This is a genomic window from Halopelagius longus, from assembly GCF_900100875.1.
GTDB lineage: Archaea > Halobacteriota > Halobacteria > Halobacteriales > Haloferacaceae > Halopelagius > Halopelagius longus.
This window is the reverse complement of sequence record NZ_FNKQ01000001.1, coordinates 339,446-362,084: the sequence shown is the minus strand read 5'-3', so window position 1 is coordinate 362,084 and position 22,639 is coordinate 339,446. Positions and strand designations below refer to the sequence as shown.

Genomic DNA, 22,639 nt, shown 5'->3' with positions numbered 1-22,639 from the left:
CGTCGCAGTCCCCGGTTCGACCCCGATTCACGAGGTGCGCCGCCAGTCGGTCACCGACCGCCGGCGCGGCGGCTAAGCGGCGAAGATACCGGGTTTTGCGCGTCAGCGACGGAAGAACGAGACGACGGTCACGACGGCGGTCAGAACCGGCGGCACGGGGAGTTCGACCCGGCCGGACAGTTGCGGGATGCGCTTTCGCGCCAGCGTGTAGAGTGCGCCGACGACGAGGAGTGCGACCGTTCCCGCGCGCACGGTCGGTCCGTAGAGGACGAGGCCCGGTACCGCGAGGACGACTGCGAGCGCGAAATCCGCCGGCGCGCCGTCGTAGCGAATCCAGCGACGCGGCGCGACCCACCCGCCCGCGGACCGGAGGTAGACGCCGCGGTTCGTCGCCGCCTCCCACGGGCGCGCCTCCGTACTGCCGCCCGCCAAGTCGAATATCGGGTGGAGCGTCGCGGCGACGAAGAACGCCGCCGCCGCGGTCGAAAGCGCCGACGGGACGACGGCCGCGAGGGCGAGACAGACGACCGCCGAGAGCGCGTACGCCTCCGCGACGTGGAGCGTCCGTCTGTGTTCGCCGACGACCATGTCGAGGTCCGGAAACACGCCCCCCGCGAGCGACCCGGCTAAGGCGGCGGGCGCGAGGTCCGGCGCGACGAGGGCGACGGGCGCGGCGAGGGCGAGGCCGACGGCGACGTGCGTCATCGCCATCATCCGCGACCACCCGAACCCGCGCGATGCCTCTCGGTACTCATCTCACAGCGAATCAACCGCTACCGACGTATATCTCTTGCGCGACAGCGTTCGTCGGGGACCGCCCGCCGGTCAGATTCCGAGCACGTCGGGCACGCGCTTCCTGAACGCCGTGTAGACGAGAGCGAGGAGGACGCCGGCGACGACGAGGACTCTGACGCCGCCGTCGAAGACGTAGGCGGCGGGGGCGGCGAGGACGACGGTCAGGAGGAAATCCTCCGGCGCCCCGTCGTAGCGGACGACGTACTTCGGGCGAAGCCACCGTCGGAGGGGGTGGACGTAGACGGCCCGCGGCGACGTTCGCTCCCACGGGCGGAGTTCCTCGCCAGCGCCGAACCAGTCCGAAATCGAGTGGAGGCCCGCAGACAGTAGACAGAGGGCGAGAGCGACCCAAAGCGGCGTCGGCGCGGCGGAGGCGACGATAGCGGCGAGGACGCCACAGAGCGTGTAGTACACCGGGAAGTGGAGCGTCCGGCGGTGGACGCCGACGAACAGATCCACGTCGGGGAGGACGCCCCCGACGAGTGCGCCCGAGGCGGCCGGGGCGGCCAGTTCCGGGGCCGCCGTCGCCACCGGAACCGCCAGAAGGAGTCCCGCCGCGGCGTGCGTCGTCACCATCACGGGTCGGCCTCAGTCGTCCGCGCGGGCCGTCGAACCGGTCCCCTCGGTGCGACCCGAGAGCATCGGCGTCCCGTCGGCGCGGGGGCCGAGCATCGGGCCGTGCGGGCCGTCGTCCGGGTCGATGCGGCGGCGTTCCCTGTAATCGGTCGAGCGTTCGACCGGCGGGCGGCCGATGGCCGATACCATCTCCACGTAGTCGTCGAACGACCGGTACTCGCCGTATCCGCCGCCCGCGCGCTTGGTAATCTCCTCCGAGAGGATGGTGCCCATGAAGTCGTTCGCGCCGCAGTTCAGCAGTTTCAGCGACTTCGCGTTCCCGAACTTCACCCACGACGACTGGATGTTCTCGACGTTGTCGAGGAACAGGCGGGAGACGGCTATCATCAGTTCGTCCTCGTCGTCCGACGCGCCGCCGGTGACGAGTCCACGGTCGTAGAGCGGGGTGTTCTGGTGGACGAAGGAGAGGGGGACGAACTCCGTGATGCCGCCGGTGCGGTCCTGCAGGTCCCGAATCACCTTCAGGTGCATGACGCGGTGGGCCTCGTTCTCGACGTGGCCGTACATGATGGTGGCCGTCACGTCGAGTCCGGCGGCGACGGCCCCTTCCATGCCTTCGACCCACTCGTCGGTGCCTATCTTCCCCGGACAGATGACCTCGCGCACCTCGGGGACGAGAATCTCCGCCGCGGTGCCGGGCGCCGAGGAGAGACCGGCCGCCTTCAGTTCGCGGTAGACGTCCTCGTAGGACCAGTCGGTGCCGCGCCGCGCGTGGTACGCCTCCTCGGGCGTCATCGAGTGGAGGTGCGCGCCGCCGACGGACATCGCGCGCATCTGTTCGACGTACGTGCCGGGGTCCGTATCGTACGCTTCGGGCGGTTTGTAGTCCACCTCGGCGTAGGGGTCGTCGTAGCGCTCCAGAATCTCGCGGTGTTCCTCGTTCAGGACGAACGCGGGGTGGAGGCCGGAGACGGAGGTGACCTCGTAGATGCCCGTTTCGAGGGCGTCTTCGACGATTTCGCGGGACTCGGCGGGCGTCTTCGTGAACCCTGTGTGCTCGCCCTCGTAGTCGGACTCGAACTGGTGGGCGGTGTTCTTGAAGTTGCAGAACAGACAGCCCGTGTTGCACGCCGTCGTGACGTTGTTGTTCAGGTTCGCGACGAACGTCACGTCGTCGCCGACCATCTCCGCCCGGCGGCGGTCCGCGGCTTCGAGCACCTTCTCCTTCCGAACCGGGTCGATGCCGGAAACGTCCGTCCCCGTCGTCATCAGTTCGATGCCGTCGGCGACGGTGAGTCTGTCGCCGTCTCGCGCCTTCGCCAACGCGTTCTCGAACGACTGGTCCGTCTCGGGCGTGTGCTCGAAGTCGAACTGGTCGTCCGAGTCCGTCGCCGGCGCGTCGGTCATGCTACGACTCCACAACCGGCAGACACAAAAGTGAGGCGGTCGCGGCGGGGGTGACCGACGGACGGCGGCGCGGTAGGCGGCGACTCTGGGCCGACCCGCCGATGCCGAACGGCGTACGGCGGGCGCGCGGCGCGACCCTCGTGAGAGCGATTATTACCGCGGCGCGCGTACTGTGGGGTATGAAAACGGAACCCACGATAGAGACCGACTGGTCGGACGTGGACGGTGGGCCGCGTCCGTCGGGTCGTCGGGACCGGTCCGACGACGGGACGAGTTTCTGGGTCAGCGCGCTCCTCGGCGCACTCGTGAGTATCGTCGCGTCGTTCGTGCCGTTCTCGCCGGTCCTCGGCGGGGGAGTCGCGGGCTACCTCCACTACGGCACCCGCGAGGAGGGCGCGAAGGTCGGTGCCGTCTCCGGCGCACTCGCGGCCGTCCCTCTCGTGGCGGTTCTCACCCTCGTCCTCGGCGCGTTGGGCTTTCTCACCGTCGTGGAGAACGCCGTCGCCGGAGCGCTCGTGTTCTTTACTCTCCTCCTGTTCGTCGTCGGCGCGACGCTGTTACTTTCGGCGGGACTTTCGGCCCTCGGCGGCTATCTCGGCGTCTACGTGCGCGAGGAGATGGACGGCGGCGACGCCGAAGCGACCGTCCGGCCGCGCGAGTAACTGTCCCGTCTCTCCTCAGTGCCCTCGCTCTCCTCTCCGTACCGTCACTCTCGAACTAGCGCCCGAGGGACGACGAGGACGAGGACAACGGCGGAAGGGTAAAACGAGAAGGCGGGCGCGCCGTGCGTCTCGGCCAACACGTCCACACAGAGGAGGACGACGACCAACGTGAGGAGAAACGGCGTCGAGTAGAATCGGCTCGGTTCGTTCATCGCGCCGAAAGGGTCCGTCCGCGTAATAGTCGTGTCTATCAGTCCCGTCCGCGGACCGCCCGTTCAGACGGACTGCTTCGCGGCCAGTCGCGCCTCGACCATCTCGACGAGTGCCGGAAGCGCCTCCGTCGCGTCCTCGCGGACGACGTGGTGGGCGACTCGGTCCTTCTCCGTCTCCTCCAGATTGACGACGGCGAGTTCGCCGCCGAACCGCGACGCCTCCTCCGGAAGCGACGCGGCGGGGTCGACGGTCAGAGACGACCCGACGGCGAGGAACAGGTCGCCCTCGCGGGCCATCCGGCGCGCGGCGTCGAACGGGTGGTACGGCAGTTCCTCGCCGAACAGCACCACGTCGGGCTTCATGAGGCCCTCGCAGGCGGGACACCGCGGCGTCTCGCCCCCGCGGACCGCCTCGAACGCCTCCTCGGCGGGCACCGTCGCGTCGCACTCCACGCAGGCGGCGCGGGAGGCGTTGCCGTGGAGTTCGATGAGGCGGCCGGAGCCCGCCTCCTCGTGGAGGCCGTCGGTGTTCTGCGTCACCACGGCGTCTACGACGCCCATCTCTTCGAGTCGGACGAGGGCGTCGTGGGCCGGGTTCGGTTCCGGGTCGGCGGCGAACATCCGCTCGTGTAAGTCGAGGCGGTCGCGCCAGAAGCCGTCGGGGTCGTCTCGGAATCGGTCGCTGCTGAAGTCGTCCGGGTCGAAGTCGGTGTTCCAGATGCCGTCCTCGCCGCGGAAGGAGGGGATACCCGACGCCGTGCTGACCCCGGCCCCCGTCATCGCAGTTGCGCTCTCGGCGGTGGCCAGCGCGTCCGCCACGCTGGCTAACTCGTCGTCCATACTACCCGTAGTAAGTCCTAGATGAAAAGTGTCGCGCCGATCCGGTTAGTACGCCTATAACCACGAACGTGCATATGAAATGCCCCATTAACGGGGTCGGTGGGCACGGAAGTGGAAGGTTACTTGTGCGATGGGTGGCCACGGAGGCACATGACCAGCGTGAAGGAGTTCCGAGTCGAGGAGTCGCCGACGGCCGACGAACTCGGACGGGGGCGGTTCGTCTTCACCGACCAGTACTCCGTGTTCGACTGGGGGGAGATGCCCGACCACATCCCGGGGAAGGGCGCTTCCCTCTGTACGATGGGCGCGCACAACTTCGAACTCCTCGACGTGAACCACGTCCCGACGCACTACCTCGGCGTCGTAGAGCGAAGCTCTACGGCCCGCCAGACGTCGTCTGGCGACGTCGTCGAGGACGGCGAGGTGAAGGAACTCGCGGAGTGTCGTGAACCGCCGACGGAGATGGCCATCGAACTGACGCAGGTGCCGGACCTGCCGTACGTGGGCGACGGGACGTACGACTACGACGCTTACCACGAGGCGGCGGGCGAGAACTACCTGATTCCGCTCGAAATCGTCTTCCGCAACACCGTCCCGGTGGGGTCGAGTCTCCGAACGCGGGGGTCTCCGGCGGAGTACGGCCTCGACGTCGAGGAGTGGCCCGACGAGGCGGTCGACCTCCCCGAACCGGTCGTCGAGTTCTCCACGAAGTACGAGGAACGGGACCGCTATCTGGACCGCGAGGAGGCCGACGAAATCGCCGGTGCCGTCGATATCGGCCGCCTCGAAGAGTTGGCGCTCGCCGTCAACCACGTCCTCAACGGCCGCGCGGAACGCGGCGGGTTCGTCCACGAGGACGGGAAAATCGAGTGTCTCTACCACGATGGCACGGTCAAAGTCGCCGACGTGGTCGGCACGTTCGACGAGAACCGCTTCTCCTACGAGGGCCAAGAGGTGTCGAAGGAAGTCGTCAGGCAGTACTACAAACGCGCCGACCCCGAGTGGGTCGAGGCCGTCTCGGAGGCGAAGTCCCGCGCGGACGCCGAGGGCGTCGCCGACTGGCGGAGCCTCTGCGAACGCGACCCGGAACCGCTTCCAGAGAATGTCCTCGACGCGGTGGCGGAGATGTACGCCGCGGGGACGAACGCCTACACCGGCGCGGAGTGGTTCGACGCGCCCGACGTCGAGGCGGCCGTCGAACGCGTCCGGAACCTCTGACTACTCCAACCACGAGAGGACGACCCGAACCGCCCGTTCGCCGAGGCCGGCGGCGCCGACGACGGTGAGTATCCCCGCGCCGGCGAGGGCCGCCCACGACAACACGTCGAGTCGGGGGGCGAACCCGACGCGGGCGGCGACGAGAACCGCGGTGGCGAACGCCCATCCGCCGTAGAGGACGTACGCGAGGCGGCGGAGTCCGGAATCCACGGCGGACAGTAGCACGAGACTCGGCAAATGCGTGGCGGCGACGTCGACGAGACGCGAAGCGTCTCGTCTGCCAACCGAAACGCGAAGCGTTGCGGTGACGTGACAGAAGACCTTTAAGTCGGTTTTTCGAGCGTTTTAGCGTGCGCCCTCCAACCCGCAGATGCGTCCTCGCCGCCCTCGGTTCCGCCGCGACGCTCGGAACCGCCGGGTGTACCGGACTCAGAGCGCAGTACCTCCCGCGAACGCACCGACGAGATGCGGACCCGTCCGGCGACTCCGGCCCGTGGCCGACGCTGGGGCACGACGCCCGCCGAACGGCGTCCGCCGACGGACCGGGACCCGACGCCGACGCCCGACTGACGCGTCTCCACGGGGCGAATCACTTTCCCGAGCGACAGGTCGTCGTCGGCCCCGATTTCTTCCTGTTCGTCGTCCGCCGGTGGTTCGAACGCGGCGAGGACGGAGACGACCCGTTCTCGGGCGTCGTCGCGGTGGACAAAAGCGGGGCCGAGCGGTGGCGGTTCGGCACCGAACCGGACGTGGGGGTACCGACCGTCGTCGGTAACGCCGTCGTCGTCGAGGACACGAACGGGACTCGCGCCGTCGACGCGGAGACGGGCGCGGTGAACTGGTACTACCGGAGCGGATACGGCTTCCCGCACGTCTCGCCCGCCGTCCGCGACGGGCGCGTCTACGTCGGCGGCCGTCGCTTCCTCGCACTCGACGCCGCCACCGGCGAGCGTCTGTGGCGGACCGAGGAGGAGATGCCCGCCGCCCAGACGTGTTCGGCCACGGCGGACGGCGTCGTCGTCTCGAACGGGTACGACGGGAACGGCGGCGGCCTGTTCTGTCTCGACGCCGAAGGCGGGAGCGTCCGGTGGGAGGCCGACGTGGCCTCCACCTACGACCCTGCGGCGGTGGGCGAGCGTCGGTGCTTCTCGGTGGACGAGGAGGGCGTCCTCTCGGCCGTCTCGATGGCCGACGGGAGCGTGGAGTGGACGCGGAACCGGACGACGGACGGCGAGCACCTCCGGTACGAGCAACCCGTCCTCGCGGACGGACTCGTCCTCGTCGGCGGGTGGAACGCGCCGCTTCGCGCGTTCGACCCCGCGACGGGGGAGACGGCGTGGACGGCCGGCCCCGCCGACGAACGCCACTACGCGCCCGTCGCGGCCGACGACGGTATCTACGGCGTCACGCGGGAGGGAACGGTCTACGAAGTCGGGTTCGACGGAACGGAGCGCTGGCGTCGGTCGATAGCGCGGACGGTGACGTGCGCGCCGTCGCTGGCGGACGGCGCGCTCTACTTCGGGAGTCGAAGCGGCGAGACGGTAGAAGAGTGGCGGGGCGGGTTCGACCGCTTCGGCCCCTGAAGCGGTTCGGGGCGTCGGTCGTCAGTCGTCGGAGGGGTCAGTCGTCGGAGGGTTCCGGAGTCGCTTCCGCCTCGTCGTCCTCGTCCGCCGACTCGGGCGCGTCGGCGAGTGCGTCGCCGAGGCCGTCGACGGGCCGGTCCGGGTTCGCCTCGCGGGCCTGCTTCGTCATTCCGAGTTGGTACTCGGACTCGTCTGCGTCCTCGCGAACGCTGGTCCGTCCGCGGTGGACGCTGACGGCGCCGTCGAGGTGGAGTTGGACCGCTTCGAGGAGCGCGTCGGCTTCGAGCGGTTGGCCGAGTTCCTTTATCTCCTCGACGCTGGCGTCGTCCGGCACGTCGAACGCCCGTTGGGTGATGATGGGACCTTGGTCCAAGTCCGTCGTCACGTAGTGGGCGGTGACGCCCGCGATGCGGACGCCCTCCTCTTTGGCCTGCCGGTAGGCGGCCGCGCCGGGGAACGCCGGCAGCAGGGAGGGATGGATGTTAATGATGCGGTCCTCGTAGCGGAACACGACGTTCGGGCTGAGGATGCGCATGTAGCGCGCGAGGACGATGAGGTCGACGTCGTACTGCTCGAGCAGTTCGAGCAGTTCGTCCTCGTCGGGCGACCCCTTCTCGTCGCCGATGTCGTGGAACGGCACGTCGTACTGCGAAGCCAGCGGTTCGAGGGAGTCGCGGTTCCCGATGACGACGGAGATGTCCGCGCCGAGTTCGTCGTTCGTCCACGCCTCGAACAGCGCCTCCAGACAGTGCGACTCCTTGGTCGTGAGCACGGCGATCTGCTGCGTCTCGCGGTCCGACGGGAAGCGGACCTGCACGTCCACGCCGAGTTCGTCGCCGAGTTCCGACAGCGCGTCCCGGAGCGTCTCCTCGGTGCAGACCATCTCGGAGGTGTCCGCGTGGAGCGTCATCCGGAAGATGCCGTCGCGGACCGCTTGGTCCAAGTCCTCGACGTTGATTCCGCGCTCGAACAGCAGGGTGGTGACGTTCGCGATGAGTCCAGTCTTGTCTCCTCCGATGACGGTAATCTCGGTCAGGTCTGTCATCGGTCCCACCTCCAGCTGCTTTCGAACGGAGTCATCGGCGGTTCGAGGGTGTCCGAACGCAAAAGGGTGTCCATCTTCGGTCGTCTCTCGGCCGTCGTGGCCGCGAAGCGGCCGTCTCTCCCGTCCGCCCGGGTCGCCGACGGACGCCGCTCGCCGCGGCATCGATACCCACGTTCGTGCATATCGGAGGCAGTCCAAAACGTCTTTTGCCCATGACCGCGCACCCCAACACGATGACGACCTACACCGCGACGGTGACGGTTCGCCTGAAGCGCGGCGTCCTCGACCCGGAGGCCGAGACGACGAAGCGAGCGCTCGAACGCCTCGGTTTCGAGTTGGAGACGCTTCGCTCGGCGGACCAGTTCGAGGTGGACTTAGACGCTCCCTCGGCGGACGAGGCCGAGGACCGCGCCGACGAGATGGCGCAACGACTCCTCGCGAACCCGACCATCCACGACTACGACGTCGAGGTGGCGGAAGCGTAGATGTTCCGTAGATTGACGACGCACGGAGGCGTCTCCCGATGACGGTCACCTTCTCGACGCCGACCGTCGAGGCGTCACACGGAGGTGACTCCAGATGACGGTCGCCGTCGTCCAGTTCGGCGGGTCGAACTGCGACAGAGACGCCGTACGGGCGCTCTCGCACCTCGGAATCGACGCCGAACGCGTGTGGCACGAGGACGGCCTCCCGGACGACGTGACGGGGGTCGTCCTCCCCGGGGGGTTCTCCTACGGCGACTACCTCCGCGCCGGCGCGATGGCGGCGCGGTCGCCCGTCATGAGCGAGGTTCGGGAGGCCGCCGAACGGGGCGTCCCCGTCCTCGGCGTCTGCAACGGCGCGCAGATAGGCTCGGAGTCGGGCCTCACCGACGGCGCGTTCACGACGAACGAGAGCGCGCGCTTCCAGTGCGAACGCGTCCACCTCCGCGTCGAGAACGCCGACACGCCGTGGACCGCGGCGTACGAGGAGGGCGACGTGATCGCACTGCCCATCGCCCACGGCGAGGGTCGATTCGAGATAAGCGACGAACGCTACGAGGAACTAGAAGCGGCCGACCGCGTCCTCTTTCGGTACTGCGACGCCGACGGGAACGTCACCGAGGAGTCGAACCCGAACGGTTCTCGCGGCAACGTCGCGGGCATCCTCGGCGAACGCGACACCGTCGCCGTCCTGATGCCGCACCCCGAACGCGCCTGTCTCCCCGACCTCGGGGACAGCACCGACGGTCAGGGCGTCCTCTCGGGGTTCGAGGGCGCGTAATCGGGGAGTTCGAGAGGCTCTGTTCGGTCGTCTCAGGGGACGACTTCGCTCGGCGAACTGGTGGCTATCCACGCGTCGGCGTTTTCTTCTGCGGAGATTTCCAGCCAACCGTCTTCGTAGTAGACCGTGTTGTACGTGTACATCGTTTTGGGGCGGGCGACGCCCTCGCGGGGAACCGTGCGCGGAAGCGTCGCACTCTGTCGAGGGCGAGGACGGGGGAGAACAAGACTACGCGCCGCCTTCGCGGACGGTAGCGGACGCCTACCCGAGTTTGAAGCTGCTTAACTCACCGCGTCAGCGGCATCGAGTAACTGGTCTCCTCCGCTAAGACGACTTCCCACGTCCCCTCGCAGTCGCAGGACACCTGCTCGAACACCGAGGGATCCTGCCGCAGGTCGAAGTCCTTGATGGCCTTCTGCACCAAGTCGTCGCAGTCGCCGCAGTTGTGCGGGCCGCGGTCCGAACCGTGTCCGACGGGGTCGGAGACGACGATGGCGTCCACGTCGGCGGTCGATTCGAGCACGTCGGCGACCGACCAGAGCCACGGCGGGCGGTAGCCGCCGTTGAAGTAGAGTTCGTCCACCATCGTGTAACGCTGGACGTTCGTCGGGTTCATCGAGACGGTGTGGCAGTTCTCCACCTCGGCGCACCGCCGGACGGAGGACTTCATGTCCTCGAGCGCCTCCGACTCGGTGAGGAACGGCGGCTTCATCAGCAGGTACGCCTTCACGCCCGCGCCCGCCTCTGCGGCCTCCGCGCAGGCGTCCTCGAAGTCGGCGAAGTCGAAGTACTTGTTCACGCAGTCGTGGCGCACGCGGTCCGTCGCCGTCTCCAAGCCGACGGCCACGTCCGTCTCCAAGCCGACGCCGGTGAAGTCTTCGAGTTTCTCCCGTTCCACGAAGTCCGGGAGCGACTCGACGACGATGCGCTCCCGGTCGGCGAACGTCTCGCCGATGGCCGCGCGCGTCTCCGCGCCGACTTCGCGTTCGTCGAGGAACGAGCCCGACGTGTATATCTTGACGAGTTCGGAGGGTTCCTCGGCGTTCTCCTCCTCGTGGTCGAGACAGACCTGAATCTGGTCCATCAGCGCCTCGTGGGCGACGCTGCCGCCCTCGACGGACTCGGCGACGTACCCGCACATCGTACACCCGCCGGCGCGCGCCCAGCGACAGCCGCCGGTGTTGAGGATGATAGTGAGCGACTGCTTGACGCCGTCCGGCGTGTTGTCCTCGTCTATCCAGACGCGCGTCGGTTCGTGCGGGTCGTAGGTCTCGTCCTTCTGCGACCGGATCTCGCGCATCACCTGATTGTGGGCGTCCATGCCCTTCCCCCGCTCGTACACTTCGGGGCTCGGCTTACTCATTACGCTCTCGTACCCGACGAGTCCGTAAATCCGCTTCGTCTGCGTCGCCGCCGCAAGCCGGGGGGAGTCCGCGCCGCTCTCCCCGGCGAAACCGGACGACGTGACGGACGTAACTGCTCGCGGTTACTCTCTCGTGGTAACGACTAACAGGGTACGGGGCGTACTTAACCACGAACGACCATGACAGAATTAGGCGGATTCCAAGACCACGTCGCTCGGGTGGACCTCTCGTCGGGCGAGGTGCGGTACGAGGGGGTAGACGACGAGGACGCCAAGAAGTACATCGGCGCCCGCGGACTCGGCGTCAAGTACGTCTTCGACAAGGGGCCGGAGGTTGACCCGTTGGGGCCGGAGAACCTCCTCGCGTTCATGAACGGTCCGCTGACGGGGACGCAGGCCCCGATGAGCGGTCGGATCGCGGTGTGTACCAAGTCGCCGCTGACGGGGACGGTGACGGACTCCCACCACGGCGGGTGGTCCGGCGCGCGCCTCAAGTGGTCCGGATTCGACGGCTTGCTCTTCGAGGGGCAGTCCGACGAACCCGTCTACGCCGTCGTCGAGGACGGCGAAGTCGAACTCCGGGACGCCTCCCACCTGTGGGGGAAGGGCGTCCACGAGACGCGGGACACCCTCGAAGAGGAGCACGAGGGGTCGTACGGCAAGAACATGAGCCTCATGGCCATCGGTCCCGGCGGCGAGAATCAGGTCCGCTACGCCGCCATCCTCAACGAGGACGACCGGGCGTCCGGTCGCGGCGGCACGGGATGCGTCATGGGGTCGAAGAACCTCAAGGCCATCGTCATCAAGTCGGGCACGAAGATGCCCAAGCCCGCGGACGCGGAGACGTTCACCGAGGGCTACCAGCAGGCGATGCAGCTCATCACGGAGTCCGACGTGACCGCGCCGAACGAGGGCGGCCTCTCGATGTACGGGACGAACGTCCTGATGAACCTGACCGAGGAGATGGACGGCCTCCCGGTGCGCAACGGGAAGTTCACCTCCGGGCACAGCGAGGCGGAGGCGATGCCCGACGACGTGAACGTGGACCCGGAGAACGTCTCGGGCGAGAACGTCCGCGAGAACATCCTCGTGGACGAGCCGACGTGTCACTCCTGTCCCGTCGCCTGTAAGAAGGAGACGGAGGTCACCATCGAACGCAAGGGCGAGGAACTGAACGTCCGCGGCGAGTCCTACGAGTACGAGTCGGCGTACGCCCTCGGCCCGAACTCGATGAACGACGACCGCGACAAGATTGCGGTCATGATTGACATGTGCAACGACCTCGGTCTCGACACCATCGAGGCGGGCAACATGATCGCCATGGCGATGGAGATGACCGAGGAGGGCAAACTCGACGACTTAGACGAGGTCGACGGGCTACGCCCGTCTGCTAGTGGGACGGAGTCACACTCTGGCATCGAGTGGGGCGACGCAGACCACATGATGGACGTCTTGGAGGATATCGCCCACCGCGAGACGGAACTCGGCGACCTACTCGCGAAAGGTGCAAAGCGCATCGCCGACGAACGCGACGCCGAGGACAACTCGCTGGCCGTCAAGGGCCAGACGATTCCCGCCTACGACCCCCGCTGCATGAAGGGGATGGGAATCGGGTACGCCACCTCGAACCGCGGCGCGTGCCACCTGCGCGGGTACACGCCGTCGGCGGAGATTCTCGGCATCCCCGAGAAGGTGGACCCCTACGAGTGGGAGGGGAAGGGCGAACTGTGCGCCCTGTTCCAGGACATGCACGCCATCTCCGACAGCTTCGACATCTGCAAGTTCAACGCCTTCGCGGAGGGTATCGAGGAGTACGTCGCCCAGTACAACGGCATGACCGGCCGCGACCTGACGGAGGACGAACTGATGGAGGCGGGCGACCGCATCTACACGCTGGAGCGGTACTACAACAACCTCGCGGGCTTCGACGGGTCCGACGACTCCCTGCCGAACCGGTTCGTCGAGGGCGACAACGCCATGCCCGGACAGGGAGCCACCGAGGGCGAACTGTGCGAACTCGACCAGATGAAAGAGGAGTACTACGAGCGCCGCGGATGGGTCGACGGCGTCGTCCCCGACGAACGCCTCGACGAACTCGGCATCGACGTCGGGCCCGGAACCGGCGTCTCCCGCGGCGGTGGCGGCGCGACGCCCGCGGACGACTGAACGCACCGACCGTGGCGGCGGAAATCGTCGCCGCCAACGACTGACCACCCCGACCTGACGCGCCCGCGGGCGGCGTCGGACCGCCCGCACCACGTTTTCGGATTCCGTTTTCGCGCCTCTCAGACCACGAAACGCAGGAGCCACAGCGTCACCATGCCGACGGAGATGGTGACCAGTAGGCTGTCGGCGTACCACGTCACGGCGGCGGCGACGACGCCCGCGAGGAGGCGTTCGTTGCCGGGGCCGACGGCGACGGACCCCTCGACGACGATCAACGAGGGCGCGACGAGGGCGGCGAACACCGCGGGCGGGACGTACCGGAGTGCGCGCGTGACGGACGCCGGCACCTCGTCGATGCGACCGAACAGGTAGACGAACGACCCCCGGATGGCGAACGTGGCGACGCCGGCGGCGACGATGACGGCCCAGACGGGGAGCGGTCCGTAGTCGGTCGCCATCAGCCCTCCACCTCCTCGGGGCCCGCCTCCGGCACCTCACCGGTGAGTTCCTCGGTGGCGACGCCCGCGAGGACGCCCGCGACGGCCCCGGCCATCAGGCCGAGGTTGAACGGGACGGCGAGGGCCTCGCCGACGACGGCGACGGACCCGCCGACGACCGCCGCGGAGACGGCCGGCGCGTTCGAGACGACGGGGACGAGGAGGCCGAGAAAGACGAGGGGGACGGCGAACTCCAACCCCCACGAGGCGGGGACGCCCGTCCCGAGGAGGACGCCCGCGACGGTGCAGACCTGCCAGACGAACCAGATGAAAAAGCCCGCGCTGAGGAAGTACCGCCGGCGCGCGGCGGGGTCGAGTTGCTCCTCCGCGTACCGGGCGATGGCGAGGGCGTACGCTTGGTCCGTCAGCACGTACGAACAGAGCGCCTTCCACCGGGCGCTGAACGACCGGAAGTACGGCGCGATGGAGGCGGAGTACATCGTCATCCGGAGGTTGATGACCACCGCCGTGAGGACGACGACGGCGAGTTCGGCGTTCCGACCCAACAGGTCGATAGCCGCCAACTGCGAGGTACCCGCGTACACGAGGACGGACAGCCCCATCGCCTGCGCGAAGGAGAGTCCGGCCTCGACGGCGGCGACGCCCGAGACGAGGCCGAACGGGACGAGTCCGAGAGCGACGGGCGTCGCGTCGCGGACGCCGCGTCGGACCTCGGGGGGGACGCGGAGGTTCATGAACTGTGGATTCGCCCTCGCCCACACAAACAGGTATCGTTTCGAAAGTCCGGACGGGTTTTCCCCGGCGCAGTCGGCGGATTATCGCCGGTTCGAGGACCGCCGGTCAGGCGGAGTCGCGGCCGACGACGAGGGCTTCCCGGATTTCGAGGGCGGTGACGAACTCCTCTCTGCGGTCCGCCTTCGACCCGATGCGCCGGAGTTGCTGGCCGTGCGCCCGCCTGAGGGCGTCGGCCTCGCGCGATTCGAGGCCGAGTTCCGACCCCACCTCGTCCCAAAAGCCCGTCGGGACGAGGAAGACGGCGCGTTCGCCGTCGTCCTCGACGGTCTCGTAGGTGCGTTCGTACTCGTCGAGTCTGGACGCGAGGAATCGTTGCGCCCGGCGGACGAGTTCCGGGAGTCTGTCGGGTGCGACGCTGGCTTTCGCCCCCGCGAGGACGAGTACGTCGCCGTCGAGGGGGAGTTCGGCGTCGTCTACGGCGTCTTCGTCCACGTTAGCCCCCGGCGCGCATGGCCTTCTGCGAGAAGCGTTCGACGAGTCCGTCCAGCACCTCGGGGTCGCCCTCGAACGACACCGTCACCTCCGTCAGCGACATCGTCGGCCCGACGGACACCTTCCCGGAATCGAGCGTCGCCCGCCAGTCGTCGGCGACGACGGTGTCTTCGTCTACCTCTTTGCCGCCCAAGTTTCCGAGGTAGTGTCTGGCGAGTCGCTTCGAGATGCCGCGGAAGGACTTCTCGCGCGTGGCCGTCGCCGCGTCGTCGGACACGGCTATCCCCCCGCGACGGGCGGGAACACGCTGAGCGTGTCGCCCGACTCGAATCGCGTCTCCGCCCCGTCTTGGTACTCGACGTCCCGTCCGTTCCGGAGCACGTTCACCTGCGAACGGACGTGCCCGTCTTCGAGCAGTTGGCCCGACAGACCGTCGAACTCGTCTTCGAGGGCGCGGAGGACGTCGCCGACGGTGGCGTCCTCGGCGTACTCGCGTTCGATGGTCTTCGAACCGACGGCCTCGCGGAACGTGGCGAAGAACCGTAGCTGTACGTCCATACGTCTCGATGCGTCTCGCCGGGCAAAAAGGTGCGCGCCGTACCGTCCCGCCGTCGCGCAGTCTCGCCGTCAGCGCTTGCCGAACCGGATGCCGTCCTCGACGAGGCGGTAATTCCGTTCCCGGTCGATGTGGTCGGCCAACCACTCGTGTTCGTGTATCTGCATGATGAGGTCGGCCTGCAGGTTGCGCCACGCGATGGCGTAGATGGGCGACTGCCCCCACGCGCGGAGTTCGGGGACGAACTCGTCGTACGTCTCCATCCGGTCTTCGAGGTGTTCGACGAAATCGACGACGTGACCCGCCGCCTGCGCGTCGCTTTCGGCCTCCACGAGGAGTCGGTTCAGCCGGGATTCGAGGCCGCCGACCGCTCGCTTCATGTCGGCCTCGGCGTTACCCCCGTCTTCGGGGAGCGAGTCGAGTATCTGCTGGGGAACGCCCAGAGAGAGTTCTCGCTCGGAGTCCTCAACCATACGCGGGTACTCGGCCCGCCGGATGAAAAAGTCGCGGGACGGCGGAGAGAGTTGGAAGACGGTACCGCCGCCACACAGTCTAAAAACGGGGACGCCGCCCGCGGACGGTCCGTAGCACGACCGGTGCATACTGACGGTAGGACGGCGTTGATGAAAGGGGGTGAAGCTGGCAGTGAGTCGTTCGCGGGCGCACCCGCCCGCCCCGCAGAAGGGTTACTCGGTTCGCTCTGCGAGTCGTTCCGCGACGAGTTCGTCGAAGTCGACGCCGTCGGTTCGGTACTTGTCGCGCAGTTCGACAACGACTCGCCCCTTCTCGGTGATCTCGTAGAGCCCGGAGTTCGGCGCGGGACCAACACGCTCCACCAGTTCGTAGTCCGCGAGGATGGGGAGACGGGTGTTGATGTACGACCGATTTTTATCGAGCACGTAAGAGAGGTTGACGGCGGTGTTCCGTCGTCCGTCGGAAAGGGCATCCAAGATATCGAAATCCGTAGGGACCGCCAGCTTCATACGAGCGAACAATCTTCGGCCGGGGATAAATAGGCCTTGTTTATCTGAGTGTCATGAACGGGAGTTAAACCCTTGAAAAAGAGTATAAAATCCGACCGGGGCGAGGGGGACGGGGCGGCGACCCTAGGTCACTCGTCGAGTCGTTCGCGTTCGTCGGCGGCGGCGAGAGCGAGTTCGAGGTTTTCGACGATGGACTCGTGGCGGTCGATGGCCTCGCGAATGTGCTCTTTCGCGGGCGAGAGGTCGGACGAGTCGTCGTCGCGGTACTGCGCGCGGACGAAGTACGCCTCGAGGGCCCGCGTGGTTTCGGCGTTCGCAGTCAGGAGGCTCCGAACGGCGGTCCAATCGAGGGCGTCTCCGTCCGGAAGTTCCTCCAGGAGGTCTGCGGTCGCGTCGGAACGGTGGCTCATCGTGTCAGGCTGGTAGTCTGTTGGTATTGAATGTTGTGACTGTTCAAGGAAAAGCAACGAAATCGCGGAGAAGAACGGCCGGTTTAGGTCCGCGGACTCGGCTTAATCGGGCGTTACCCGTCTGATTCGTCCGCGAACGTGTCCACCGCGTCGTCGACGAGGGCGTCGCCGTACCTCGCCCGCGCCGCCGCCTCCGTCACGTTCCCGAGGCGGAGGTCCGCGGCGAGGGCCGCCGGGTCCCGGTCTTCGGGCGCGCCGTACCCGCCCGCCCCCGGCGTTCGGATGCTGACGACGCTTCCGGGCGGGAGGGTTCGGGTGGTCTTGCCGGGGAGTCGCTCTACAATCTCGCCGTCGTCGTCCACGAGGGCGTCCAGTCCGGACGCGCCGTCCTCGCCGCCGTCGAGTCCGTACGGCGCGTGCGTCCGTCGGTCCGCCAGCAAACTGAACGTCGCTTCGTGGTCGCGGACGCGGATGTCGCGCCGGAGGCCCAATCCGCCGCGGAACTCCCCCGCGCCGCCGGAGTCGGGGCGGAGTTCGTACCGTTCGACTCGGAGCGGATACGCCGTCTCCAACACCTCCGCGGGCGTGTTCATCGTGTTCGACATGTGGACGTGGACGGCGTCCAACCCGTCGCTTCCGGCACGGCCCCCGAACCCGCCGCCCTGCGTCTCGTAGAACGCGTACGGCGTCCCGTCGCGAGGGTCCGTCCCGCCGAAGGTGACGTTGTTCATCGTCCCCTGGGACCCGGCGACGACCCGGTCGGGGACGACGCTTCCGAACGCGCCGAGGACGGCGTCCGTCACCCGCTGACTCGTCTCCAAGTTACCGCCGACGACGGCCGCGGGCGGCGTCGGGTTCACGATGGTCCCCTCCGGCGCGTCGATGGTCACCGGGCGGTAACAGCCGTGATTCGGCGGGATGTCGGGGTCCGTCACGCACCGCACGGCGTAGTACGTCGCCGACGCGGTGACGGCGAAGACGGCGTTGACCGGCCCTTCCGTCTGCGGCGCGGTTCCCTCGAAGTCCACGACAACCTCGTCGCCGTCGACGGTGACGGCCACCTCGACGGGCAGGTCCTCGTTGCCCCGCCCGTCGTCGTCCAGTACGTCGGCGAACTCGTAGGTGCCGTCGGGCAACTCGGCTATCTCCGCCCGCATCCGCCGTTCGGAGTAGTCCTTGACGGCCTCCAACGCCGCGTGGAGTTCGTCGCCGCGTTCCGCCGCGAGGTCGGAAAACCGCCGTCGGCCGGTGGCGTTCGCCGCCTCTTGGGCCCGCAGGTCGCCGCGCCGTTCCTCCGGCGTTCGCACGTTCGCCAGAATCAGTTCCAGTACGTCCTCGTTCGTCTCGCCCGCCTCGACGAACTTCACCGGCGGGATGCGGAGGCCCTCTTGGTATATCTCCGTGGAGTCGGCGGCGACGCTTCCGGCCCGCGCGCCGCCGATGTCGGCGTGGTGCGCGCGGTTGGCCGCGTACGCGATAACCTCCCCGCCGCGGAACACCGGCGAGACCAGCGTCAAATCGGGGAGGTGCGCCCCGCCGCGGAACGGGTCGTTCAGGAGGACGGCGTCGCCCGGTTCCAACGTCTCGGGCGGGAAGCGGTCCACCGCCGCCCGGACCGAAAAGGGCATCGCGCCGAGGTGGACGGGCATCGTCTCCGCCTGCGCTATCATCTCGCCGTCGGCGTCGAACAGGGCGGTCGAACAGTCGCGGCGTTCCTTGATGTTCGGCGAGTAGCCCGTCCGCACGAGGTTCGCGTTCATCTCCTCGGCGATGGCCTCGCAGGCGTTGCGGACGACTTCCAGCGTCACCGGGTCGACGCCGTCGGAACGAGAGGGAGACGATTCGTCGCTCACTCGCCCACCTCCACGACGAGGTTGGCCGCCTCGTCGACCCGCACGGTCTGGTCGGGGTGGACGACGGTCGTACTCTCCTCGCCCTCGACGACGGCCGGCCCCTCGAAGGCGGCGTCCGTCGGGAGTCGCGTCCGGTCGTACACGCGGGCGTCGAACGCCTCGCCGTCGAGGACGACGCGGCGCGTCTCGCTCACCGCGTCCGCCACCGACCCCTCCCGCGCCTCGGGGTCGAGGTCCGGCGGCGAGACGAGTCCGCGCGCGCGGAGTCGCAGCGTGACGAGTTCGACCGGTTCCTCCGGATAGGCGTGCCCGTAGCGCCGTTCGTGCGCCTCGTGGAACCGTTCGCGGGCGTCCGCGAGGGAGTCGGCGTCGAACTCGGGGTCCACCGGAACCGAGAGTTCGAAGGACTGCCCGGCGTACCGCAGGTCCACGGACGCCTCGAACCGCGCCGTCTCGCCGGCGAACCCCTCGCTCTCCAGTCGTTCGCGGCCGTCTTCGACGAACTCCGCGAACGCGTCGCGAACGTCGCGGGGGTCGACGTCCGAGAAGGGGCGGACGCGGGAGGTGCTGTAATCGTAGAGCACGTCGCTGATGAGGAGTCCGAGCGCCGAGAGGACGCCCGCCGTCCGGGGGACGACGACGCGCGGCACGTCGAGGGCGTCCGCGAGTTCCGTCGCGTGGAGGGGTCCCGCCCCGCCGAACGCGACGATGGCGAACTCGCGGGGGTCGTAGCCGCGTTCGACGCTGACGACCCGGAGCGCCCGTTCCATGTTCGCGTTCGCAACGTCGAGGACGCCCTGCGCCGCCGCCTCGGGCGTCGTCCCCGTCTCCTCGGCCAGCGACTCGAACGCCGACTCGACCGCCGAACGCGCCCCCGAGAGGTCGTCCGCGAGGAACGCCTCGGGGTCGATGCGCCCGAGGAGGAGGTGCGCGTCCGTGATGGTGGGGTCGGTGCCGCCCCGCCCGTAGCAGATGGGGCCGGGGTCTGCGCCCGCCGAACGCGGGCCGACGCGGAGTGCGCCGCCGGCGTCCACCCACGCGATGGACCCGCCGCCCGCGCCGACGGTGTGGACGTCCACCGTCGGGACGGAGACGGGGTAGTCGCCGACGTCCGTCTCCGTCGTCACGAGGGGGTCGCCGCCGGTGACCAGGGAGACGTCGCAGGAGGTGCCGCCCATGTCCATCGTCACCACGTCCTCGAACCCGCACTCCGTCGCGACGTGCGTCGCGCCCTGCACGCCCGCCGCCGGGCCGGAGAGGAGCGTGTTCACCGGGCGTTCCCGCGCCGCCTCGGCGGTGATGATGCCGCCGTTCGACTGCATTATCTTCAGGGGCGCGGAGACGCCCGCCTCGCGGATATCCGCGGAGAGGTTGCCGATGTAGCGGTCCATCACCGGCTTGAGGGCGGCGTTCAGCGCCGTCGTCAGCGTGCGCTCGTACTCCCGAATCTCGGGGAGGACCGAAGACGACAGGGAGACGGACGCGTCGACGCCCTCCTCCCGGAGAATCTCGCGGACGCGACGCTCGTGGGCGTCGTTCTCGAAGGGAAACAGGAGGGAGACGGCGACGCTCTCGACGCCCGACTCGCGCAGTTCGGCGGCGACGGCGCGCGCGTCGTCCTCGTTCAGCGGTTCCAACTCCTCGCCGCGTTCGTCCACCCGGCCGCGCACCTCGTATCGCCCGTCGCGTTCGACCACCGGGTCCGGTTTCTCCACCTGAAAGTCGTAGATGTCCGGTCGGTTCTGCCGACCGATTTCGAGGGCGTCGCGGAACCCCGCCGTCGTCACGAGGGCGGTGTCGGCCCACTCGCCTTCGAGGACGGCGTTCGTCGCCACCGTCGTCCCGTGGCCGAAGAAGCCGATGTCGGACGCGTCGACGCCCTCCTCGTCGCGGGCGGCGTCCAGTCCGTTCGAGACGCCGCGTTCCGGCGCGTCGGGCGTGGAGGGGACCTTCCTGACGCCCAACCGCCCGTCGCGGACGGTGACCACGTCGGTGAACGTCCCGCCGACGTCGACGCCGACGCGCGTCTCCTCCGTCACCGGGAGCCACCTCGACCGTTCGTGTCGTTCGCTCGCATACGTCCGGTGTGTGCGGCGACGCAACTGAACGTTCGCATCTCGGCGACCGGCGAAAGCCCTCAAGCGCGTCGAGGGAGAAGACCGAACGATGACCCGTCACGAGGGCGGCGACGACTTCGTCACGTTCTACCGGCAGTACACGAAGACGTGGGTCCACGCCCTCGCGACCGTCGCCCTCACGGCGTTCGGGACGCTGACCACCCTCCACCGCCTGTTCGCCGTCGTCGCCATCGCGGCGTACCTCGTCCCGTTGGTCGTGCAGTACCTCCGATACTCGGCGGAACCGGAGGCAGAGGCGGAGGCGTCGGACGAGACGGACGCACGCCCGACTGGGAGAGGCGCGGGGGGAGCGACGGGGACGAACGGCGGGGCGGAGGCGAAGGCGACGGCAGGCCAGTCGGCGACCGAACAACCGACGGCGGAACGACCGACGGCCGAAGTCGCGAGGACGACGGAAACCGCGAGTTCCGACGAATCCGAACCGGCCGACCGCGCCGACCGCGCCGAACCGGCCGAGTCGGCCGACCCGGAGTCCCCGGAACCGTCCACCTCGGGCCCCGAGTGGACCGCCGTCGACTCCCCGACGGACGAAACGCTGTTCGACGCCGCGATAGCGGGCGGGGACGCCTACGCCGTCGGGTCCGGGGGCGTCGTCGTCGCCGGGTCCGGCGGGGACGACTGGCGCGTCGTCCTCTCGGACGGCCCCGGCGCGGGAGGCAACGCGCTTCGCGGCGTCGATGCCGTCACCGACGGCGGCGTCTGGGTCGCGGGCGACGGCGGCGCGGTCGGTCGTATCGACCCCGAAACCGGCCGGCACGTCGATTACTCCGCGCCGGACGGCGACACGTCGAACGTGGCGGCCGTCGCCGCGGCGGGCGAATCCGGCGTCGAGACGGTCCTCCTCGCCGACGGGTCCGGGCGAATCCGCCGGGGGCGCTACCGGGAGGGAGAACTCTCGTGGGACGACCCGGTGAAGCCCGGTAGCGGGTCGAGCATCGCGGGCGTCGTCCTCCGCGACGACGAGGTAGGCTACGTCTGCGACACGAACGACGGCGCGTACCGGACGGAAGACGGCGGGCGGACGTTCGAGTCGGTCGGTCCCGTCGGGGCGGACGGAACGCTCGCGGACGCGGCGGCGACCGGACCCCGGACGTGCCTCGTCGCCGCCGACGACGGCGTGGTACACCGGAACGACGGGACGACGTGGACGCCCGAACGCGCGGGAGAGAGGACGCTCACCGCTGTTGCCGCGTCGGAGGTACTTGCGGTTTCCTGCGCGGACGACGGGTCGGTGTACGAACGGGTGCGGGCGGGCGAGTGGGACCGACGCGACGCGCCGACGTCGGCGTCGATGCGCGGGGCGGCCGTCGAGGCGTCTGCGGCCGTCGTCGTCGGAGACGGAGGCGTCGTTCGGCGTCGCGGGAGTCGGACGTAGCGCGCGAGGACCCGCCTCCGAACGACGGACTCGCGACTACGGGTCGCTTTCGTCCGGCGGGCCGGCGTTCGACCGACGCCGAGCGTACATCAGGGGAACTCCCGCGAGGGTGCCCGCGACGGCGGCGACGCCGAATAGAACGGCGACGAGGAGAGGGACGTAGCCGACCGTCACCATCTCGACCCCCCAGACGCTCACGAACCGGAGCGTCCAGACGAGTCCCGTGAGCAGAGCGGTGAGTAGCCCGAACGCGCCCCCGAAGCGGTACGCGTACGACTCGCGGCGTTCGACGACGACCCACCAGACGACCGGCCCGACGACGAGCGTCGGAGTCGCGAACGTGGCCGCCCACAGTTCCGTGGGGATGCCGACGATCGCCGCGAACAGCGACAGTATCTGGTCGAGGAGCAACGCCGTCGCCGTCGCGAAGGCGAACGTGTAGAGACCCGCGTACGCAGACCACCTCCCGGAGGCGGAGACGGAGACGGGAGAACGGAGAGTACCCATGC

Annotated in this window: 26 protein-coding genes; 7 read left to right on the top strand and 19 right to left on the bottom strand. The window is 68.7% G+C overall.

The features are described 5' to 3' along the window. Window positions 1-102: 102 nt before the first annotated feature. The 3 genes from BLS11_RS01825 to cofH form a co-directional block, all read right to left on the bottom strand. The gene (locus BLS11_RS01825) at window positions 103-711 is read right to left on the bottom strand and encodes a hypothetical protein (RefSeq protein ID WP_245698654.1); all 609 of its coding nucleotides are present in this window, start codon (window positions 709-711) and stop codon (window positions 103-105) included. Between the two features lie 114 nt (window positions 712-825). Continuing rightward, a complete protein-coding gene (locus tag BLS11_RS01820; RefSeq protein WP_092532052.1) occupies window positions 826-1,374 on the bottom strand; it encodes a metal-dependent hydrolase in 549 nt (182 codons plus the stop codon). A 9-nt stretch (window positions 1,375-1,383) separates the two neighbouring features. Further along, complete coding sequence (gene cofH, locus BLS11_RS01815) at window positions 1,384-2,778, bottom strand: 7,8-didemethyl-8-hydroxy-5-deazariboflavin synthase subunit CofH (protein WP_092532049.1); 1,395 nt, start codon at window positions 2,776-2,778, stop codon at window positions 1,384-1,386. A 179-nt stretch (window positions 2,779-2,957) separates the two neighbouring features. Between cofH and BLS11_RS01810 the strand changes: the two genes are divergently transcribed. Beyond that, entirely contained in the window at window positions 2,958-3,440 is a 483-nt protein-coding gene (locus BLS11_RS01810; RefSeq protein ID WP_175454348.1) for a DUF5518 domain-containing protein, read from the top strand. A gap of 44 nt (window positions 3,441-3,484) precedes the next feature. Here BLS11_RS01810 and BLS11_RS19225 read toward each other — a convergent pair whose 3' ends face one another. Both BLS11_RS19225 and BLS11_RS01805 read right to left on the bottom strand, forming a co-directional pair. Beyond that, window positions 3,485-3,652 carry a hypothetical protein gene (locus BLS11_RS19225; protein WP_175454347.1) on the bottom strand — a complete coding sequence of 56 codons (168 nt, stop codon included), beginning with the start codon at window positions 3,650-3,652 and terminating at the stop codon, window positions 3,485-3,487. A 63-nt stretch (window positions 3,653-3,715) separates the two neighbouring features. Then, complete coding sequence (locus BLS11_RS01805) at window positions 3,716-4,492, bottom strand: NAD-dependent deacylase (RefSeq protein ID WP_092532046.1); 777 nt, start codon at window positions 4,490-4,492, stop codon at window positions 3,716-3,718. A 150-nt stretch (window positions 4,493-4,642) separates the two neighbouring features. Between BLS11_RS01805 and BLS11_RS01800 the strand changes: the two genes are divergently transcribed. Next, the gene (locus tag BLS11_RS01800) at window positions 4,643-5,710 is read left to right on the top strand and encodes a phosphoribosylaminoimidazolesuccinocarboxamide synthase (RefSeq protein WP_092532043.1); all 1,068 of its coding nucleotides are present in this window, start codon (window positions 4,643-4,645) and stop codon (window positions 5,708-5,710) included. On the opposite strand, the gene BLS11_RS01795 is transcribed toward BLS11_RS01800, so the two are convergent. Beyond that, complete coding sequence (locus tag BLS11_RS01795; RefSeq protein ID WP_092532040.1) at window positions 5,711-5,920, bottom strand: hypothetical protein; 210 nt, start codon at window positions 5,918-5,920, stop codon at window positions 5,711-5,713. Window positions 5,921-6,060: 140 nt separating this feature from the next. Here BLS11_RS01795 and BLS11_RS01790 point away from each other — a divergent pair, with 140 nt between their 5' ends. Beyond that, the gene (locus tag BLS11_RS01790; RefSeq protein ID WP_092532037.1) at window positions 6,061-7,293 is read left to right on the top strand and encodes an outer membrane protein assembly factor BamB family protein; all 1,233 of its coding nucleotides are present in this window, start codon (window positions 6,061-6,063) and stop codon (window positions 7,291-7,293) included. Between the two features lie 37 nt (window positions 7,294-7,330). On the opposite strand, the gene BLS11_RS01785 is transcribed toward BLS11_RS01790, so the two are convergent. Next, a complete protein-coding gene (locus tag BLS11_RS01785; RefSeq protein WP_092532034.1) occupies window positions 7,331-8,338 on the bottom strand; it encodes a formyltetrahydrofolate deformylase in 1,008 nt (335 codons plus the stop codon). 233 nt (window positions 8,339-8,571) lie between these two features. Here BLS11_RS01785 and purS point away from each other — a divergent pair, with 233 nt between their 5' ends. Beyond that, the gene (gene purS, locus BLS11_RS01780) at window positions 8,572-8,823 is read left to right on the top strand and encodes a phosphoribosylformylglycinamidine synthase subunit PurS (RefSeq protein WP_092534417.1); all 252 of its coding nucleotides are present in this window, start codon (window positions 8,572-8,574) and stop codon (window positions 8,821-8,823) included. A gap of 94 nt (window positions 8,824-8,917) precedes the next feature. Beyond that, window positions 8,918-9,601 (top strand): phosphoribosylformylglycinamidine synthase I, encoded by a 684-nt coding sequence (gene purQ / locus BLS11_RS01775; RefSeq protein WP_092532031.1) that lies wholly within the window; start codon window positions 8,918-8,920, stop codon window positions 9,599-9,601. A 286-nt stretch (window positions 9,602-9,887) separates the two neighbouring features. Here purQ and BLS11_RS01770 read toward each other — a convergent pair whose 3' ends face one another. Beyond that, window positions 9,888-10,964, bottom strand: a complete 1,077-nt coding sequence (locus BLS11_RS01770) for an archaeosine biosynthesis radical SAM protein RaSEA (RefSeq protein WP_092532028.1) — start codon at window positions 10,962-10,964, stop codon at window positions 9,888-9,890. A gap of 180 nt (window positions 10,965-11,144) precedes the next feature. Between BLS11_RS01770 and BLS11_RS01765 the strand changes: the two genes are divergently transcribed. Next, on the top strand, window positions 11,145-13,130 hold the full coding sequence (locus tag BLS11_RS01765; RefSeq protein ID WP_092532025.1) for an aldehyde ferredoxin oxidoreductase family protein: 1,986 nt from the start codon (window positions 11,145-11,147) through the stop codon (window positions 13,128-13,130). Window positions 13,131-13,249: 119 nt separating this feature from the next. Here the strand turns inward: BLS11_RS01765 and BLS11_RS01760 are convergent, their stop codons facing one another. The 10 genes from BLS11_RS01760 to BLS11_RS01715 form a co-directional block, all read right to left on the bottom strand. Then, on the bottom strand, window positions 13,250-13,588 hold the full coding sequence (locus BLS11_RS01760) for an AzlD domain-containing protein (protein WP_092532022.1): 339 nt from the start codon (window positions 13,586-13,588) through the stop codon (window positions 13,250-13,252). Continuing rightward, complete coding sequence (locus BLS11_RS01755) at window positions 13,588-14,322, bottom strand: AzlC family ABC transporter permease (RefSeq protein ID WP_092532019.1); 735 nt, start codon at window positions 14,320-14,322, stop codon at window positions 13,588-13,590. The genes BLS11_RS01760 and BLS11_RS01755 overlap by 1 nt, the downstream gene beginning before the upstream one ends. A 106-nt stretch (window positions 14,323-14,428) precedes the next feature. Continuing rightward, window positions 14,429-14,815: a DUF8048 family protein gene (locus tag BLS11_RS01750; RefSeq protein ID WP_092532016.1), complete on the bottom strand. Its 387-nt coding sequence runs from the start codon at window positions 14,813-14,815 to the stop codon at window positions 14,429-14,431. Window position 14,816: 1 nt separating this feature from the next. Further along, window positions 14,817-15,092 (bottom strand): MoaD-like domain-containing protein, encoded by a 276-nt coding sequence (locus tag BLS11_RS01745; protein WP_092532013.1) that lies wholly within the window; start codon window positions 15,090-15,092, stop codon window positions 14,817-14,819. A gap of 2 nt (window positions 15,093-15,094) precedes the next feature. After that, entirely contained in the window at window positions 15,095-15,373 is a 279-nt protein-coding gene (locus BLS11_RS01740) for a ubiquitin-like small modifier protein 1 (RefSeq protein ID WP_092532010.1), read from the bottom strand. 69 nt (window positions 15,374-15,442) lie between these two features. Then, window positions 15,443-15,844 (bottom strand): DUF7971 family protein, encoded by a 402-nt coding sequence (locus BLS11_RS01735; protein ID WP_092532007.1) that lies wholly within the window; start codon window positions 15,842-15,844, stop codon window positions 15,443-15,445. Window positions 15,845-16,057: 213 nt separating this feature from the next. Then, entirely contained in the window at window positions 16,058-16,354 is a 297-nt protein-coding gene (locus BLS11_RS01730; protein ID WP_092532004.1) for a helix-turn-helix domain-containing protein, read from the bottom strand. 128 nt (window positions 16,355-16,482) lie between these two features. Continuing rightward, window positions 16,483-16,764, bottom strand: a complete 282-nt coding sequence (locus BLS11_RS01725; RefSeq protein WP_092532001.1) for a DUF8103 family protein — start codon at window positions 16,762-16,764, stop codon at window positions 16,483-16,485. Window positions 16,765-16,877: 113 nt separating this feature from the next. Further along, window positions 16,878-18,617, bottom strand: coding sequence for a hydantoinase B/oxoprolinase family protein (locus BLS11_RS01720; protein WP_092531998.1), 1,740 nt, complete (start codon window positions 18,615-18,617; stop codon window positions 16,878-16,880). Continuing rightward, window positions 18,614-20,656 (bottom strand): hydantoinase/oxoprolinase family protein, encoded by a 2,043-nt coding sequence (locus tag BLS11_RS01715; protein ID WP_092531995.1) that lies wholly within the window; start codon window positions 20,654-20,656, stop codon window positions 18,614-18,616. The genes BLS11_RS01720 and BLS11_RS01715 overlap by 4 nt, the downstream gene beginning before the upstream one ends. A 127-nt stretch (window positions 20,657-20,783) precedes the next feature. Here BLS11_RS01715 and BLS11_RS01710 point away from each other — a divergent pair, with 127 nt between their 5' ends. Next, a complete protein-coding gene (locus BLS11_RS01710) occupies window positions 20,784-22,130 on the top strand; it encodes a WD40/YVTN/BNR-like repeat-containing protein (protein ID WP_092531992.1) in 1,347 nt (448 codons plus the stop codon). Window positions 22,131-22,166: 36 nt separating this feature from the next. On the opposite strand, the gene BLS11_RS01705 is transcribed toward BLS11_RS01710, so the two are convergent. After that, on the bottom strand, window positions 22,167-22,637 hold the full coding sequence (locus BLS11_RS01705) for a hypothetical protein (protein WP_092531989.1): 471 nt from the start codon (window positions 22,635-22,637) through the stop codon (window positions 22,167-22,169). Window positions 22,638-22,639 lie beyond the last annotated feature (2 nt).